Raw genomic sequence first — 15,604 nt, forward strand, 5'->3', positions numbered from 1 at the left:
CCCCGCCGGGGGCCACCGCACTGCCGGCCGGGCAGCCGGGAGCCCCGACACCACGCCCGGGCGGCGCCAGACGCGCATTCAGCGGTGCGGAAGGGCGCCGGGGACGCCCCGAGCCCGCAAGACCGCGGATCCGCCTCCGAAGCCCGTGAGGGAGCGCCAACCCCACCGCCGCGGGGCCGAATGCGCCTCACGCGGGGAAGCTCCGGGCACAGTGCCCCACTCGGGCCGGCGTACCGTATCACCCCCGGGGCGACATGTGACAGCCGGTCCCGATCCTCCCGCTGACGACAGGCGCCTGACACGCGGCCGGGCGCCGCGCCGGCGGAGGCCCCTCGGGGCCTTCGCCACGCCCGCCAAGCTGCGGGGGCCGCGAGGCCCCCTCGGCGCGGCGGGCGTTTCCCGGAGCGGGGGTTCAGGCCTCGGCGGTGGCGGGGGCGAGACCGCCCGCGGTCTCGATGAAGCGCACGATCTCGGCGACGCCCTTGCCGTCCTTCACGTTGCACATCAGGAAGGGGCGCTCGCCGCGCATCCTGCGCGCGTCGCGGTCCATCACCTCGAGCGAGGCGCCCACGTAGGGCGCGAGATCGGTCTTGTTGATCACCAGCAGGTCGGAGCGGGTGATGCCGGGGCCGCCCTTGCGGGGGATCTTGTCGCCGGCGCAGACGTCGATCACGTAGATGGTGATGTCGGCGAGCTCGGGGCTGAAGGTGGCGGAGAGATTGTCGCCGCCGCTCTCGATCAGCACGAGGTCGAGGTCGGGGAACTTCGCCTTCAGCTCGTCGATGGCCGCGAGGTTGATCGAGGCATCCTCGCGGATCGCGGTGTGCGGGCAGCCGCCGGTCTCCACCCCGGCGATGCGCTCCAGCGGCAGGGCCTGCGAGCGCATCAGGAACTCGGCGTCCTCGCGGGTGTAGATGTCGTTGGTCACCGCGGCGATGGAGTAGCGGCCGCGCATCGCCTTGCACAGCGCGTCCATCATCGCGGTCTTGCCGGAGCCGACAGGGCCGCCGATGCCGACGCGCAGGGGACCGTGGGGAGATGTCATGGGAACCTCGTGATGTCTGCGGGCGCGGGGCCCGGGCGGAAGGAACGGCGCCGGGGCGAAGCGCCTCGGGGGGCATCGAGCCCCCGCTCGGCGCTGGCCGCGGGCGCGGCCGGTCGCGCGGGATGGCGGGCGGGCCGCCGGGAGGCCGCGCGCCCGCTCACGAGCGGAACAGCCGGCTGTACTGGGTTTCGTGGCGCATGGCGGCGATATCGGCCAGCAGGGTGCAGCCGCCGATATCCTCGACGGGGGCGGCTTCGGCCTCGGCGGCGAGGGCCTCGCAGAGCGGCAGCAGGGCGGCGATGATACGCTGCCCGTCGGTCTGGCCCAGCGGCACGAGGCGCACGGCGGCGGAGACCAGGTTGGCCGCGAAGGCCTGCAGGTAGAAGCCCAGCACCATGCGCGCCGGCAGCGCCCGCGCCGCGGCGGCGCGCGCCACGGCGAGCGGATAGGGCAGCGGCTCCGTGCCCGCGTCCGGCCAGACCGCCCCGGTTACCCGCGCGAAGGCGGCGCCCTGCGACATGGTCTCGAGGTGGCGCTCCCGGGCCGGGGCCAGCGCCTCGGCCAGGGCGGCAAGCTCGGCGAGAGCCTCCCTCTCGCCTGCGGCAGCGGCCGCCATGCCGCGCGCCAGCAGAACGGCATCGGTGCGGCCGGCACCGCGGGAGAGGCAGTCGCGCACCCAGGCCTCGGTGGTGGCGCGGTCGGTCACGGCGCCGCTCTCCACCGCCCATTCCAGCCCGTGCGAATAGCTGTAGGCCCCCACCGGGTAGGCGGGGGAGAACCAGGTGGCGAGCAGCATCGCCGCATCCGGGCCGGCGGGCGCCTCAGCCATGGCTCGGCTCGTGGGGGTGGCGATGCGCGGGCGCTTCCGCCGCGCCGGACGCACCGTGGTCATGCCCGTGCCCATGGCTGTGCCCGTGCTCATGGTCGTGCCCGTGCTCATGGCTGTGCCCATGCTCATGGCTGTGCCCATGCCCATGGCTGTGGCTGTGGCTGGGGCTGTGATCAGTGCCCTGCGCGCCGGGGGCGCGGGAGTGCGCGTGGTCGTGGTCATGGTCGTGGCCCTGGGCGGGGCCATGGTAATGCCCCATCACCCGGCCGGTACCATAGGCGCCGCCCTCGGGGGTGAAGGGGCCGCGGACGTGCTCGAGCTCCGCGCCCAGGCGGCGGAGCATGTCCTCCATCACGTGGTCGGCGCGGATGCGCAGCGCCTCGGCGCCGATCTCGCAGGGGGTGTGGCGGTTGCCGATGTGCCAGGCGAGCCGGGCCAGCAGCCCGCCGGGCGCGCGCACGATCACCAGGTCCTCCTCGGCGGCCACCACCTCGACCAGCCGGCCGTCGGCCAGGCGCAGGGCGTCGCCGGCATCGAGCGACACCGTCTCGGCGAGATCGACCAGCAGCGCGCCGCCGCCGGCGGTGGCGAGCCTGCGCCGGCGCAGCAGCCGGTCGCCGTAGTCGAGCACCACGCGGTCGGCCGGCGCCTCCGCCCAGCTGCCGCGCCGTGCCACCTCGTGGGCCGTTCCGAAATCCGTCATCTGCTCTCCCCGGTGCCCCATGCTCAGCCCGGCGCTCAGGCCGCCGCGGCGGAGCGGGCCAGCACGCGTCCATAGGCCGGGCGCTCGGCGAGACGGGCGAAATACGCCCCCACCGGGCCGCCCGGAAGCTCGAACCTTGCAAGCTTCGCCCAGGCGGCGCAATGCCCGAAGAGGATGTCGGGCACGGTGAATTCGGCACCCGTCGCCCAGGGGCCCGCGCCGAGCCGGGCGGCCAGCGTCTCCATCGCGGTGGCGAACTCGTGCCGGCAGACCGGCTTGACCTCCGGCACCCGCAGCCCGGCGGGGTGGATGAAGCTGTTCTTCGCCGCGGTCCAGAGCGCGCCCTCCACCTCGTCGACGCAGAACTGGGTGAGCGCGTCCTGCCGGGCGCGGGCGAGGCTGCCCGGAGCGGCGGTGAGCGCGCCGTGGCTGTCGGCGAGGTGATGGAGGATGGCGACCGAGTCGAGCAGCACCTCGCCGTCGACCAGCAGCACCGGCACCTTGCCGGCGGGATTGTGCAGCCGCACCGCCTCGGACTGCGGCAGCGCCGGGTTCCAGCTGTAGTCCTGGCCCAGTTCCTCAAGCATCCAGGCCACGCGCATCGTGCGGCTCTGCGGGTTTCCGATCAGCGTGTATCTCGGCATCTGCGGCCCTCCCCCAGGCCCCGGCATCACAGGCGCCAGACCCGCGGCAGCGCGCGGCCCAGCAGCGGCTCCAGAGTGTCGATGATCCGCCGGCGCAGGGCAAGCCCGTCGGCCGCGACGAGGCGCATGGAGACGAAGCCGTCGCGCGCGCTGGCGGCACCGTCGGGGCCCAGCCGGGCGCGCAGCGCCTCCAGCCGGTCCTCGGCGCCCGGGGCAACCCAGAGCAGGCTGGCGAAGGCGAAGCCGCCGGCCAGCGTGGCGGGGCCGGCCAGCGCCTCGAGCGCGGCACCGTCGATGCGCAGGGCGTCGGCATAGACCAGCCGGCCGCCGCGCCGCACCCGCCAGTGGTCGCGCAGGCGGATCTCGCGCACCCGCTCGCCCATCGCGGCCCGGCCGAGGATGAAGGGCTCGACGGCGAGCAGCGTGGCGTCCCCGGCCATCTCCACGTCGAGGCTGCGGGTGAGCGCGGAGCGGTCGAAGGCGATGGTTTCCTGCGGCAGCCAGTCCACCCGCGCGCCGGGGCCGATGGTGAGCCGGGTGGCGAGCCGGCCCGGCGCCTCGTCGGGCCAGGACTTGTAGAGCCGCTCGGCGGCCTGGGTGGTGAGCACCAGCCGCGCGCCGGCCCCGGCCTCGCCGGAATAGGACAGCCGGTCGCCGCCGGTGATGCCGCCGGAGGTGTTGAGCAGCACCGCCTCCAGCGCCGTGTCGCGCGCGGTGGGCAGCAGGATCTTGGCCGAGCCCTGCTGGTAGAGCCCGGCGAGCCGCGAGCGCCCGTCCGCCGCCAGCCGCGCCGAGATGCGCGACACGCCCACGGTGCGCGGCTGGCGCGCCCGGGCCGGGGCGGGGGCGGCGCTCATGCGCAGCACCCTCTCATCGCGCGCCCCGCAGCATGGCGATGCGGATGAAGGCGCGCTCGACGAGGGCGAGCGGCGGGGCGGCGGAGGAGGAGCGCAGGGTGAGGTCGGTCTCGGTGAGCAGCGCGAGCACGCGCTCGATGCGGCCCGGGCCCCAGCCGCGCACCTGGCGCAGCAGCGCGTCGCGGCGCGGGCCGAACACCGGGGGGCGGGCGCGGGAAAGGGCGGCCTCGGGGCCGTCCGGGGCAGCCGCCACGGCGTGGAGCTGGCGGAAATGCCGGGTGGCGGCGATGCAGAGCGTGGTGGGGTTCACCCCCTGCCCCGCCAGCCGCGCCATCTGCCGGCCGATGGCCACCACCTCGCCCTCGGCCACGGCGCGGATCACCTCGTCGAGCCCGGCCTCGGTGGTGGCCGGGGCGCAGAGCGCCACCTCGGCGGCGGTGAGCGGGGTGGAATCGCCCAGCTTGTAGAGCGCGACATGGCCGAGCACCTGGTTGAAGGCGCCGAGATCGATCTCGCGCGAGAGGGTGAGCAGCGCCTCCAGCGCGTCGGGTGCCGCGGCCTCGAGCCCGGCGCGGGTGAGGGCGGCCTCCACCTCGGCGCGGCCCGGCGGGTCGGCGTAGAGCGGGCAGGCCACGGCCTCGGGGCGGGTCTCGAACAGCTTGCGCAGCTTCGAGCGCGCGGCGAGCACGCCGGCGGTGACGATGAGGAAGGCATCCTCGCCCGGGCGCGTGGCGGCGAGCGCCTCGGCGATGATGTCGGTGAGCCCGTCGGTGGCGTCTTCCAGCAGCACCACGCGCTGGCCGGGGAAGAAACCCTGGGCGCGCAGGGCGTCCTGCAGGCGGGCGGGGTCGGAGCGCAGGGAGGCGGCGTCGATCCGCTCGAGCCGCATCTCGGCCTCGCCCTCGGGCCCGAGCAGCGCGGCGACGGCCTCGGTGCGCTTCACGCCCACGGCGATCGCATCGGCACCGTAGACGAGGCAGCCTGCGCGAGAGACGTCCGGCCGGGCAAGGAATGCCGCGATCTCGCGTCCCTTCAGCTTCACGCCGGCAGCGCGTCCGCCTGCGCGGCGATGCGGGTGATGACCCGCTCCGCGAGATCCTCGGCGATGCGCCGCTCCGCGTCACGCGCGGCGATGCGGGTGGCATAGACCGAGCCGGTGGCGGAATAGGCGGAGTAGCTGTCCACCGTGCCGGTGAGCACCGGCTCGGCTGTGCCGGGCACGATGAGCGAGAAGGTGGCGATGCCGGTGAGGTTGTAGCGCGTGGTCGCGTTGTCCTCGGCGATGGCGAGGCCGATGGAGGTGACGCGCAGGCGCGTGTCGAGCCGGTAGCGCGCGGCGCCGGAGGGCTCGCCGAGGCGGCGGCGGAGCTGGTCGCGGTAGGCGTAGGTCATGCGGTCCGGCGTCTCGCCGCGGGTGACCTCGCCGATGGCGATGCGGCCCTGCAGCTCCCGCGCGGGCGAGCCTTCGCCGTACATCGGGCGGAAGCCGCAGCCGCCGAGGGCGAGCAGGCCGAGCAGCAGGCCGCGGCGGCCGAGGGGGCGCTCAGACCACGACATTGACGATCCGCCCGGGCACGACGATGAGCTTGCGCGGCGCGCCGCCGTCGAGGTAGCGCAGCACCGTCTCGTCGGCCATCACCATGGCCTCGATCGCGGCGCGGTCGGCGTCGGCGGGCACGGAGATGTCGCCGCGCTTCTTGCCGTTGATCTGGATCGGCAGGGTCACGGTGTCCTCCTTCAGGAGGCTCTCGTCGAGCTCCGGCCAGGGCTGGGCGACCAGCAGGCCCTCGCCGCCGAGATGAGCCCAGATCTCCTCGGCGAGATGCGGGGTCATCGGCGCCATCAGCCGGGCCATCACCTGCATCGCCTCGATGCGCGCGGCCCGCGGCGCGGAACTCTTCGCCACCGCGGAGGTGAACTCGTAGAGCTTGGCGACCGCCTTGTTGAAGGCGAAGCCCTCGATGCCGGCGGTGACCTCGGCGATGGCACGGTGGGTCGCCCTTGCCAGGGCGAGCGCCTCCTCGTCCCCTCCGGCGGAGGGGAGCTCGTCGGCGCCGGCCGCGTCCGCGGCCAGCCGCCAGACCCGCTGCAGGTGGCGCCAGGCGGCCTCGGCGCCGGAGGCGGTCCATTCCACGTCGCGCTCCGGCGGGCTGTCGGACATCACGAACCAGCGCGCGGTGTCGGCGCCGTACTGCTCGGTGATGTCCACCGGGTCGACCACGTTCTTCTTGGACTTCGACATCTTGATCGACGGCCCGACGGTGACCGGCGCCCCGCCCTCGCGCAGGCGGGCGGTGCCGTCGGCGGCGATCTCCACTTCCTCGGGCGTGTGCCAGACGGTACGGCCGGCCTCCGAGAGGGTGGAATAGGTCTCGTGGGTGACCATCCCTTGCGTGAACAGCGAATCGAACGGCTCGATGGCGCTCTGCGGCAGATGGCCGGTCTTCGCCATCGCCCGGGCGAAGAAGCGCGAGTAGAGCAGGTGCAGGATCGCGTGCTCGATGCCGCCGATGTACTGGTCGACGTTCATCCAGTAGGCGGCATCCTCGGCCACGGTGGGGGTGTCGGCGCGCGGGGCGGTGAAGCGGGCGAAGTACCACGAGCTGTCCACGAAGGTGTCCATCGTGTCGGTCTCGCGCTTGGCGGGCGCACCGCAGGCGGGACAGGGCACGTCGCGCCAGGTGGGGTGGCGGTCGAGCGGATTGCCCGGCTGGTCGAAGCTCGCATCCGCCGGCAGCTCGACCGGCAGGTTCTCCTTCTTCTCCGGCACCACGCCGCAGGACGGGCAGTGCACCACCGGGATCGGGCAGCCCCAGAAGCGCTGGCGGCTCACGCCCCAGTCGCGCAGGCGGAAGTTCACCTTCAGCTCGCCCTGGCCCTGGGCGGCCATTCGGCGCGCCACCTCGGCCTTGGCGGCCTCGATGGTCATGCCGTCGAGGAAGCCGGAGTTGATGATGCGGCCGGTGTCGGTGAAGGCGGTGTCGCCGATCACGAACTCGTCCACCAGCTGGTTTTCCGGGCAGACCACGGGCGTGACGGTGAGCCCGTACTTGCGGGCGAAGTCGAGGTCGCGCTGGTCATGCGCCGGGCAGCCGAAGATGGCGCCGGTGCCGTAATCCATCAGGATGAAGTTGGCGACATAGACCGGCAGTTCCTTCGACGCATCAAAGGGATGCACCACGCGGATGCCGGTGTCGAAGCCGCGCTTCTCGGCGGTTTCCAGCGCCTCCTCCGAGGTGCCGATGCGGCGGCACTCGGCGTTGAAGGCGGCGAGCTCCGGGTTGCCCGCCTCGAGCGCGCGCGACAGCGGATGATCGGGGGAGATGCCGGCGAAGCTGGCGCCGAAGATCGTGTCCGGCCGGGTGGTGTAGACCTCGAGCTCGCCGAAGCCCTCCGGCGCGCCCAGGGTGGCGAAGCGGAACTGCAGCCCCTCGGAGCGGCCGATCCAGTTCGCCTGCATCAGGCGCACCTTCTCCGGCCAGTCGGTGAGGGTGCCGATCGCCTCCAGCAGTTCCTCGGAGAAATCGGAGATGCGGAAGAACCACTGGGTGAGCTCGCGCCGCTCGACCAGCGCGCCGGAGCGCCAGCCGCGGCCGTTCTCCACCTGCTCGTTGGCGAGCACGGTCATGTCCACCGGGTCCCAGTTCACCACCGAGTTCTTCCGGTAGGCGAGGCCGGCCTCCATCATGTCGATGAACATCGCCTGCTGCTGGCCGTAATACTCCGGGTCGCAGGTGGCGAGCTCACGCGTCCAGTCGAGGCTGAAGCCGAGCGGCTTGAGCTGCTCCTTCATCGTGCCGATGTTCTGGTAGGTCCAGACCGCGGGGCTGACCTTCTTCTCCATCGCGGCATTCTCTGCCGGCAGGCCGAAGGCGTCCCAGCCCATGGGATGCAGCACGTTGAAGCCGCGGGCGCGCTTGTAGCGGGCCACCACGTCACCCATCGTGTAGTTGCGCACGTGGCCCATGTGGATGCGCCCGGACGGATAGGGGAACATCTCCAGCACGTAGTACTTCTCGCGCGCGGGGTCTCTCTCGGCGCGGAAGGAGCCGGCCGCCTCCCAGGCGGCCTGCCATTTCGGTTCGGTCTCACGGGCGTTGTAGCGGGACATGGCGGTCGGACCCCGGGGTCTTGTCTGGTAGGCGGCCCGCACGGCGGCGGGCCTGGCTGGAACGGCTGGCGCGGGCGGGCCTCAGCCCTCCTGCTGGGCCTCGGCGATGCGCAGCTGGCGCGCACGGGTGAGGATCGAATCCTCGATCTGCCGCGGCACGTCCTCCTGCACCGGGGCACTCTGCCAGACATTGCCGTCACGCACCTCGCGGAACACGGCCACGCGCAGCGTGTCGGCGGCCAGCCGCTCGTCGGAGATGAACACGGTCACCTTGAAGCGCTCGTTCGCCGCGGCCTGGGACGTGCCCCAGTCGGTCACGATCACGCCGGAGAACGGGTCGGTCGAGGCGAGCGGCAGGAAGGACAGCGTCTCGAGCGCGCCTTTCCAGATGTACTTGTTCACCTGGAGCGACTGGCCGGTGTTCTGCTGCACGGAACCGCCGCCGAAAATGTCGCCCACGGTCGAGCCGTCGGTACCCACGGCGCTGTCGTCACCCAGGGCCTGGGCCTCGGAACGGGTAAGAATTCGGCTGTTGCTGCCGGAGGATCCGGAATCGCCGCAGGCCGCGAGCAGGCTCATCGCCCCCACACATGCAAATGCAAACTTTCCCGGCACACTGGTCACTGCCACGTCGGATCTCCCACCTTTCGCCTATGGGGCCCCTCATAATCCGTCCCCGCACTGTGAACAAGCCATTTGCCCCTCGCGGCACCGCACGGATTCGGGAATGGTCACTGTGGCGCTCCGGTTACAGTCCCCCTGAAGATTCCGCTAACCCGTGAACTCGCTTGACCCAAAAGTGCATTTCCCGTGATTTTACGCCTGCTCCACCCGGATCGAACCGGATCGGGGACAACCTTAACCTACGAGGGACACGATGAAAAAAGTTCTCTTCGCTTCGACCGCGCTGGTGGCTGCCTCCCTGGGCTCCGCTTCGTTCGCGGCCGAGCCGATCACCGGCTCTGTTGGCGGCTACATGATGATGGGCCTGGTCTACATGGAAGATCAGGGCGACGAAATCGGCGTCCTCCGTGACGGCGAAATCCACCTCGGCTGGAAAGGCACCTCGGACAACGGCCTGACCTTCGACGGTCGCGTCGAGCTCGAAGCCCACACCCAGGCCGGCGACCAGATCGACGAAAACTGGGCCCGCGTTTCGGGCACCTTCGGTTCGGTCATGATCGGTTCCGACGACTCCTCGTCCAACGCGATGGAAAAGGGCGTGTTCTACGGCCCGGGTTCCCGCGTCGGCTACTGGGACTCGTTCTACTCGGTGACCTACACCTCGATGGGCGGCGACATCCCGGTCATCCGCTACACCACCCCGAACATCTCCGGCTTCACCGCGTCGGTCGACTGGGGCCCGAACTCCTCCGCTGACGGCGTGAACGACAGCAACCTCGTGTTCGGCGGCTACGGCGCCCCCGGCGACACCGACGGCCAGCGCTGGTCGGTTGGTGCGAAGTACGAAGGCGAGATCGACGGCGTGGGCTTCGGCGTCGGCGCCGGCTACCTCGACGGCGACTCCGACTTCTACGATGACGGCTTCTGGCACGTCGGTGGTGAGATCTCCTACGTCGGCTTCTCGCTCGGCGTGCACTACGACTCCGCCGGCTACCAGTACGTCGGCCCGGCCGGCTTCTACAACACCGTTGGCACCATCTCGGTCGGCGCTCAGTACGAGACCGGTCCCTGGACCTTCGGCGGCGGTTGGGCGACCAACACCGAAGGCCGTGACGTGAACAACTGGGGTGTGTGGGCGACCTACGCCATCGCTCCGGGCGTCACCGGTACCCTCGGCTACGAAGGCAACGACGCTGGCGAGTACAACACCGTGTACGCCGGCTCCGAGAACGTCGTGACCGGCTACCTCCGCGTCGCGTTCTGATCTCGACCATCTCACGATGGTTTGAAGGCGGGCCCCCGGGCCCGCCTTTTTCGTTTCCGGTGACAATTTCGTCCGGAAAGTAACATGTTGCTGCATGTTTTGCCGGTAGGCTCCCGCCCCATTGCCCTCACGATTTCCTGAGAGCGGGTCACAATAACTTGCGTTTACGCGACTATCTTGATATCGCATCCACTGCGTGTGGAGGCCCTTACCTCTCGCGCAAGTTATCCTATGGAGAGCAGACAATGGTAATCAGAAGCGTCGTGGCAGCGACCATTCTGGCCGGCGGCTCGGCAACGGCGGGCCTCGCGGCCGAGCCGATCACCGCGTCCGTCGGCGGATACATGAACTTCGGCCTGGCCTACCAGTCCGACAACGGCGACGAAGTCGGCGTCCTGCGGGACGGCGAGATCTGGTTCGGCTGGAAAGGCACCACCGACAACGGCCTGACCTTCGACGGCCGGGTCGAGCTCGAAGCCGCCACCGACGCGAACGACCAGATCGACGAGAACTGGGCCCGCGTCTCGGGCGCCTTCGGTGCGATCACCATCGGCTCGAACGACGACGCGTCGGACGCCTTCGAGTACGGCTACTTCGAGGCGCCGAGCACCAAGATCGGCTACTTCGATTCGGACGTGGGCGTGATCGGCTCGTCCAACGGCGGCGACTCGCCGTCGATCTTCTACACCACCCCGAACATCTCCGGCTTCCAGGCGATGGTCGGCTGGAGCCCGGATGCCGGCGCCGACGGCGTGGGCAACGCCTTCCACCAGGGCGACGGCAACCTCGTGTTCGGCGACGACACCTCCAAGTGGTCGGTCGGCGCGGGCTACACCGGTGAGTTCAGCGGCGTCGAGCTCGAGTTCGGCGGCGGCTACTTCACCATCGAGAACGGCCCCGACGCCTGGCAGGGCGGCGCGACCGTCTCCTACCAGGGCTTCGGCGTGGGCGTGACCTACGACCAGCGCGGCGCCAACGACGGCGAGGACGACGCCATCGCGGTCGGCGCGCAGTACGTGACCGGTCCCTGGACCTTCGCCGGCGGCTGGGCCACTGCCCTCTCCGGCGAGGACATGAACGACTACGGTGTCTGGGCCACCTACGCGGTCGCTCCGGGCGTCACCGGCACCCTCGGCTACGAGGGCAACGACAGCGACGAGCCCGGTGACAACACCGTGATGGGCTACATGCGCGTCTCGTTCTGATTTCGCGCAAGCGATCGGATGAAAGGGGGAGCGGGCCCGGCCTGCTCCCCTTTTTCTTTGCCCGCACGCGGGCTAGAACCGGGGGCAACGCATCCGCCGGAGGCCCTGCCCATGTCCCTTTCCGAAATCACCGCCCGTATCGACGCCGCCTGCGCGAAGGCCGGGCGCGGACCCGTCACCCTCGTCGCGGTCTCCAAGGTCCAGCCGGATGAGCGGGTGGAAGCGGTGCTGGAGCAGGGCCAGCGCGTGTTCGGCGAGAACCGGGTGCAGGAGGCGGCCGGCAAGTGGCCCGGCTTCCGCGCGCGGTTCGAGGGCATCGAGCTGCATCTCATCGGCCCGCTGCAGACCAACAAGCTGCGCCAGGCGCTCGACCTCTTCGACGTCATCCAGTCGGTCGACCGTCCGAAGCTCGCGCGGATGCTGGCCGACGAGGCCCAGGCCCGCGGCGCCTGCCCCGACCTGTTCATCCAGGTGAACACCGGCGAGGAGCCGCAGAAGGCCGGCGTGCTCCCCGCCGAGGCCGATGCCTTCATCGCGCAGGTGCGCGACGCGTACGGCCTGCCGCTGAAGGGGCTGATGGTGATCCCGCCGGTCGACGAGGAACCGGCCCTGCATTTCGCCCTGCTGGCGAAGATCGCGAAGCGCAACGGGCTCGAGGGGCTCTCCATGGGCATGAGCGGCGATTTCGAGAGCGCCATCGCCCTGGGCGCCACGCATGTGCGCGTGGGCTCGGCCCTGTTCGGCGAGCGTGTTACCGGATGATGACGCGGCTGCGCGGGCTCCAGCGCTGCAGGATCCAGCCGAGGTCGTCGCGCCGGAAGGCCACGCAGCCCGCCGTGGGCTTGCGCGGGCCGCGCCAGACATGCAGGAAGATGGCGCTGCCCGCCCCGGCCACGGCCACCGGCCAGTTGTAATCGAGCGCCCCGACGAGATCGTAGAGCCCGTCCGGCCGGCGCAGCGCCTCGTGCGAATGCGGGTGCGGGGCGCGGACGGCGGTGTTGTAGGCCGGATCGGCCGGATCGTCCGACCAGAGGTCGCGCGGGCCGATCGGCGTCGCGCCCGGGGCGAAGCCGCCGCGGTCCGGCCGGGCCATCACCTCGCCCAGGTGCCAGACGCCGCGCGGGGTGATGCCGTCGCCCTCGCAGCACTTCTGCCCGATGCCGCCGCGCCCCACCGAGCAGGGAAAGCTGCGGCCGAGGAAGCGGGCGCCCCAGGGGCCCACCACGAGGTCGGTCAGCCGCGGCGTCACAGCAGGTGGCCGCTCTTCGCCGCCTTCACCGCGAGATAGCCGCGGTTGTGCGCGTTCTCGCCCACGCGCAGCGGCACGCGTTCGGTCACCGCCACGCCGGCGCCCTCCATCATCGACACCTTGCGCGGGTTGTTGGTCATCAGCCGCACGGCGGAGAAGCCCATGCGCTTGAGGATCTCGGTGCCGATGCGGAAGTCGCGCTCGTCGTCCTCGAAGCCGATGCGGTGGTTGGCCTCCACCGTGTCGAAGCCCTGATCCTGCAGCGAGTAGGCGCGCATCTTGTTGGCAAGGCCGATGCCCCTGCCCTCCTGGTTGAGGTAGAGCAGCACGCCCGCGCCCTCGGCCCCGATCTGGGCGAGGGCGGCGCGCAGCTGCGGGCCGCAGTCGCATTTCAGCGAGCCCACGAGGTCGCCGGTGAAACAGGCGGAATGCAGACGCGAGAGCACCGGCTGGCGACGGTCCGGCGCGCCGATCTCCACCGCGTAATGCTCCTCGCCGCCGTTGCGCGGGCGAAACACGTGCACGCGGCCCGCCTCCGACACCTCGAGCGGCACGCGCGCGTCGGCCACCGGCTCGAGCGCCATCGCCTCGGGGCGGGCATTGGCCACGTCGGCGATGGAGAGCTGGCCCAGCCCGGCGGCAAGCGCGCGCGCCTCCAGCTCCGCACCGCCACCGAGGGTGACGGCGGCGGGCAGCAGGTGGGCCTGCTTGGCAAGCTGCACCGCCACGCGGGCCAGCGCCGCATCGCCGCCGCGCCGGGTGGCATAGGGGCCCTTCATCGGCATCTTCAGGTCGGAGGCGGGGTCGGCCGTGGCGCGCAGCCAGGCGGCGGCGGCATCGGCCGGCACGGCGATGCGGGCGATGTCGCCGTCATAGGCGCGGGCGCGCAGGGTCTCGGCACGCCGCGCGGTCACCACCACGTCGATCTCGCCGCCCAGGGCGCGCAGCTCGTCCAGCCGGTCGGCGGTGAGGGTTTCGGCGGCGAGCGCGAGCATCCGCGCCTCGCCCGCGCGCAGCAGCACCGGCACGCCGATGCGGAAATCGGCCTGGGCCCGGGCCACGCGCTCCTCGGCGCTGAGATGGAAGTTCATGGCAGATCCCGCTTCCCGCTGGCGTGAGACATGGTGACGTACACCTGGTACGCGCGAGCTATATAGGCAGATGACCGGCAAAGTGAAACAATTGCACATCGGGCAACACGCTTGCGTGAAATTCGTGAGCATGCCCTTGCTCCGGCGGCCACCAGACAAATCTCTTCACCAAACGAAACACTTGAGTGACTGGGGAAGACCATGAGCACGCTGCGCAAGATCCTGCTGGTAGACGACGAGGCCGACCTGCGCGAGGCCCTCGCTGACCAGCTCGTCCTCACCGATGATTTCGACGTCTTCGAGGCCGGCAACGGCGCCGAGGCGCTGGAGAAGGTGAAGGAGCAGACCTACGATCTCGTGGTGCTCGACGTGGGCCTGCCCGATCTCGACGGCCGCGAGCTGTGCCGGCTGATGCGCAAGAACGGGGTGAAATGCCCCATCCTGATGCTCACCGGCCATGCCTCGGATTCCGACACCATCCTCGGGCTCGACGCCGGCGCGAACGACTATGTGGCCAAGCCCTTCCGCTTTCCCGTGCTGCTCGCGCGCATCCGCGCGCAGCTGCGCCAGCACGAGCAGTCGGAGGACGCGGTCTTCGCCATCGGGCCCTATTCCTTCCGCCCCTCCACCAAGATGCTGATGGACGAGAAGGACCAGAAGATCCGCCTCACCGAGAAGGAAACCTCGATCCTGAAATACCTCTACCGCGCCGATGACCGCGTGGTGAGCCGCGATACCCTGCTGCACGAGGTCTGGGGCTACAACGCCGGCGTGACCACCCACACGCTGGAAACCCACATCTACCGCCTGCGCCAGAAGATCGAGCCCGACCCGGCGAATGCACGCATTCTGGTCACGGAATCGGGAGGCTACCGCCTGGTGCCCTGAGGCGCGGGGCCCGGCAGCCACGCATTCAGAATTCAATACCATCTGGCAGAAAACCCGGTGGCGGGCCTTCGGAATCCTTGACCGGCAGCCCGCCCCCGACGCACGATATGCATGCACCCGACGATCCCCAGGTTCGCGGTGCATCCCTTCGGCCCCACCCCCTCACCGGGCCGAAAACCCCTCGCAGGGTGGACGCCCGACGGCCCAGACCGTCGGGCGCTTTCCTTTCCGGCAACCGGCCATCTTCGACCTTGAGCCCCGGAACCCGGCAGGCCATTATCCGCGGCCAACAGCCGGAGACCCCCATGACCGTCACGATCTGCACCTGGAACATCAATTCCGTCCGCCTGCGCGAGCCCATCGTGCGCCGCCTGCTGGAAGAGGAAGCGCCCGACGTGCTGTGCCTGCAGGAGACGAAGTCCCCGGTGGAGAAGCTGCCGCTGGAGGGGTTTGCCGCGCTTGGCTACACCCATGTGATCGCGCGCGGCCAGAAGGGCTACAACGGCGTGGCCATCCTCTCGCGCCTGCCGATGGAGGACGCCGGCCAGCGCGACTTCTGCACCAAGGGCGATGCACGCCACGTGGCCGGCCGGCTGGCCGACGGCACCACGATCCACAACTACTACATCCCCGCCGGCGGCGACGAGCCCGATCCGCTGGTGAACCCGAAGTTCGAGCACAAGCTCGCCTTCCTCACCGAGATGCGCGCGTGGTTCACCGCCGAGCCGCCGCAGCGCTCCATCCTGGTGGGCGACCTCAACATCGCCCCGCGCGAGGATGATGTCTGGTCGCACAAGGCGCTGCTGAAGGTGGTCTCGCACACGCCGATCGAGGTGGAGCACCTCACCGCGGCGCAGGAGGCCGGCAACTGGGTGGATGTCACCCGCCAGCACATCCCCGAGGGGCAGCTCTATTCCTGGTGGTCCTACCGCGCGCGGGACTGGGACGCCGCCGACAAGGGCCGCCGGCTCGACCATGTCTGGGCCACGCCCGACATCGCGCCCGCCTCCTCCGGCAGCCGCATCCTGCGCGATTGCCGCGGCTGGACCCAGCCGTCCGACCATGCCCCGGTCTTCGCCACCTTCGAGCTCTGA

General features: G+C 70.9%; 15 protein-coding genes and 1 pseudogene. 5 read left to right on the forward strand and 11 right to left on the reverse strand.

The window, feature by feature from the left end; all coding sequences use genetic code 11:
* Positions 1–412 precede the first annotated feature (412 nt).
* The 9 genes and pseudogenes from ureG to D3P35_RS04375 all read right to left on the reverse strand — a co-directional run bounded on the left by ureG (position 413) and on the right by D3P35_RS04375 (position 8,768).
* Positions 413–1,045, reverse strand: a complete 633-nt coding sequence (gene ureG / locus D3P35_RS04335; protein WP_118133238.1) for an urease accessory protein UreG — start codon at positions 1,043–1,045, stop codon at positions 413–415.
* A gap of 157 nt (positions 1,046–1,202) precedes the next feature.
* A complete protein-coding gene (locus tag D3P35_RS04340) occupies positions 1,203–1,874 on the reverse strand; it encodes an urease accessory protein UreF (protein WP_118133239.1) in 672 nt (223 codons plus the stop codon).
* Positions 1,875–2,037: 163 nt separating this feature from the next.
* Positions 2,038–2,577 (reverse strand): annotated as a pseudogene (locus D3P35_RS26685) (urease accessory protein UreE); the annotation flags it as partial.
* Between the two features lie 35 nt (positions 2,578–2,612).
* Positions 2,613–3,221, reverse strand: coding sequence for a glutathione S-transferase family protein (locus D3P35_RS04350; protein ID WP_118133241.1), 609 nt, complete (start codon positions 3,219–3,221; stop codon positions 2,613–2,615).
* A 26-nt stretch (positions 3,222–3,247) separates the two neighbouring features.
* On the reverse strand, positions 3,248–4,078 hold the full coding sequence (locus tag D3P35_RS04355; protein WP_118133242.1) for an urease accessory protein UreD: 831 nt from the start codon (positions 4,076–4,078) through the stop codon (positions 3,248–3,250).
* Between the two features lie 13 nt (positions 4,079–4,091).
* Positions 4,092–5,120 (reverse strand): DNA polymerase III subunit delta, encoded by a 1,029-nt coding sequence (gene holA / locus D3P35_RS04360; RefSeq protein ID WP_118133243.1) that lies wholly within the window; start codon positions 5,118–5,120, stop codon positions 4,092–4,094.
* Positions 5,117–5,635 (reverse strand): LPS assembly lipoprotein LptE, encoded by a 519-nt coding sequence (lptE, locus tag D3P35_RS04365; protein ID WP_118133244.1) that lies wholly within the window; start codon positions 5,633–5,635, stop codon positions 5,117–5,119. Before lptE ends, holA begins: the two co-directional genes overlap by 4 nt.
* Positions 5,622–8,189, reverse strand: coding sequence for a leucine--tRNA ligase (gene leuS / locus D3P35_RS04370; protein ID WP_118133245.1), 2,568 nt, complete (start codon positions 8,187–8,189; stop codon positions 5,622–5,624). The genes lptE and leuS overlap by 14 nt, the downstream gene beginning before the upstream one ends.
* An 81-nt stretch (positions 8,190–8,270) precedes the next feature.
* Entirely contained in the window at positions 8,271–8,768 is a 498-nt protein-coding gene (locus tag D3P35_RS04375; protein WP_118133246.1) for a DUF3576 domain-containing protein, read from the reverse strand.
* A 298-nt stretch (positions 8,769–9,066) separates the two neighbouring features.
* Here D3P35_RS04375 and D3P35_RS04380 point away from each other — a divergent pair, with 298 nt between their 5' ends.
* The 3 genes from D3P35_RS04380 (at position 9,067) to D3P35_RS04390 (ending at position 12,044) form a co-directional block, all read left to right on the forward strand.
* On the forward strand, positions 9,067–10,077 hold the full coding sequence (locus tag D3P35_RS04380; RefSeq protein ID WP_118133247.1) for a porin: 1,011 nt from the start codon (positions 9,067–9,069) through the stop codon (positions 10,075–10,077).
* A 245-nt stretch (positions 10,078–10,322) separates the two neighbouring features.
* On the forward strand, positions 10,323–11,282 hold the full coding sequence (locus D3P35_RS04385) for a porin (protein WP_118133248.1): 960 nt from the start codon (positions 10,323–10,325) through the stop codon (positions 11,280–11,282).
* 111 nt (positions 11,283–11,393) lie between these two features.
* Positions 11,394–12,044: a YggS family pyridoxal phosphate-dependent enzyme gene (locus tag D3P35_RS04390; protein ID WP_118133249.1), complete on the forward strand. Its 651-nt coding sequence runs from the start codon at positions 11,394–11,396 to the stop codon at positions 12,042–12,044.
* On the opposite strand, the gene D3P35_RS04395 is transcribed toward D3P35_RS04390, so the two are convergent.
* Both D3P35_RS04395 and ribA read right to left on the reverse strand, forming a co-directional pair.
* The gene (locus D3P35_RS04395) at positions 12,034–12,519 is read right to left on the reverse strand and encodes a L,D-transpeptidase family protein (RefSeq protein WP_118133417.1); all 486 of its coding nucleotides are present in this window, start codon (positions 12,517–12,519) and stop codon (positions 12,034–12,036) included. The genes D3P35_RS04390 and D3P35_RS04395 overlap by 11 nt on opposite strands.
* Before the next feature lie 8 nt (positions 12,520–12,527).
* The gene (ribA, locus tag D3P35_RS04400; protein ID WP_118133250.1) at positions 12,528–13,622 is read right to left on the reverse strand and encodes a GTP cyclohydrolase II; all 1,095 of its coding nucleotides are present in this window, start codon (positions 13,620–13,622) and stop codon (positions 12,528–12,530) included.
* Between the two features lie 201 nt (positions 13,623–13,823).
* Between ribA and D3P35_RS04405 the strand changes: the two genes are divergently transcribed.
* Together D3P35_RS04405 and D3P35_RS04410 are read left to right on the forward strand one after the other, a co-directional pair.
* Positions 13,824–14,510, forward strand: coding sequence for a response regulator transcription factor (locus D3P35_RS04405; protein ID WP_118133251.1), 687 nt, complete (start codon positions 13,824–13,826; stop codon positions 14,508–14,510).
* Positions 14,511–14,815: 305 nt separating this feature from the next.
* Complete coding sequence (locus tag D3P35_RS04410; protein ID WP_118133252.1) at positions 14,816–15,604, forward strand: exodeoxyribonuclease III; 789 nt, start codon at positions 14,816–14,818, stop codon at positions 15,602–15,604.

It is taken from the genome of Oceanicella sp. SM1341 (assembly GCF_003448965.1).
GTDB lineage: Bacteria > Pseudomonadota > Alphaproteobacteria > Rhodobacterales > Rhodobacteraceae > Paroceanicella.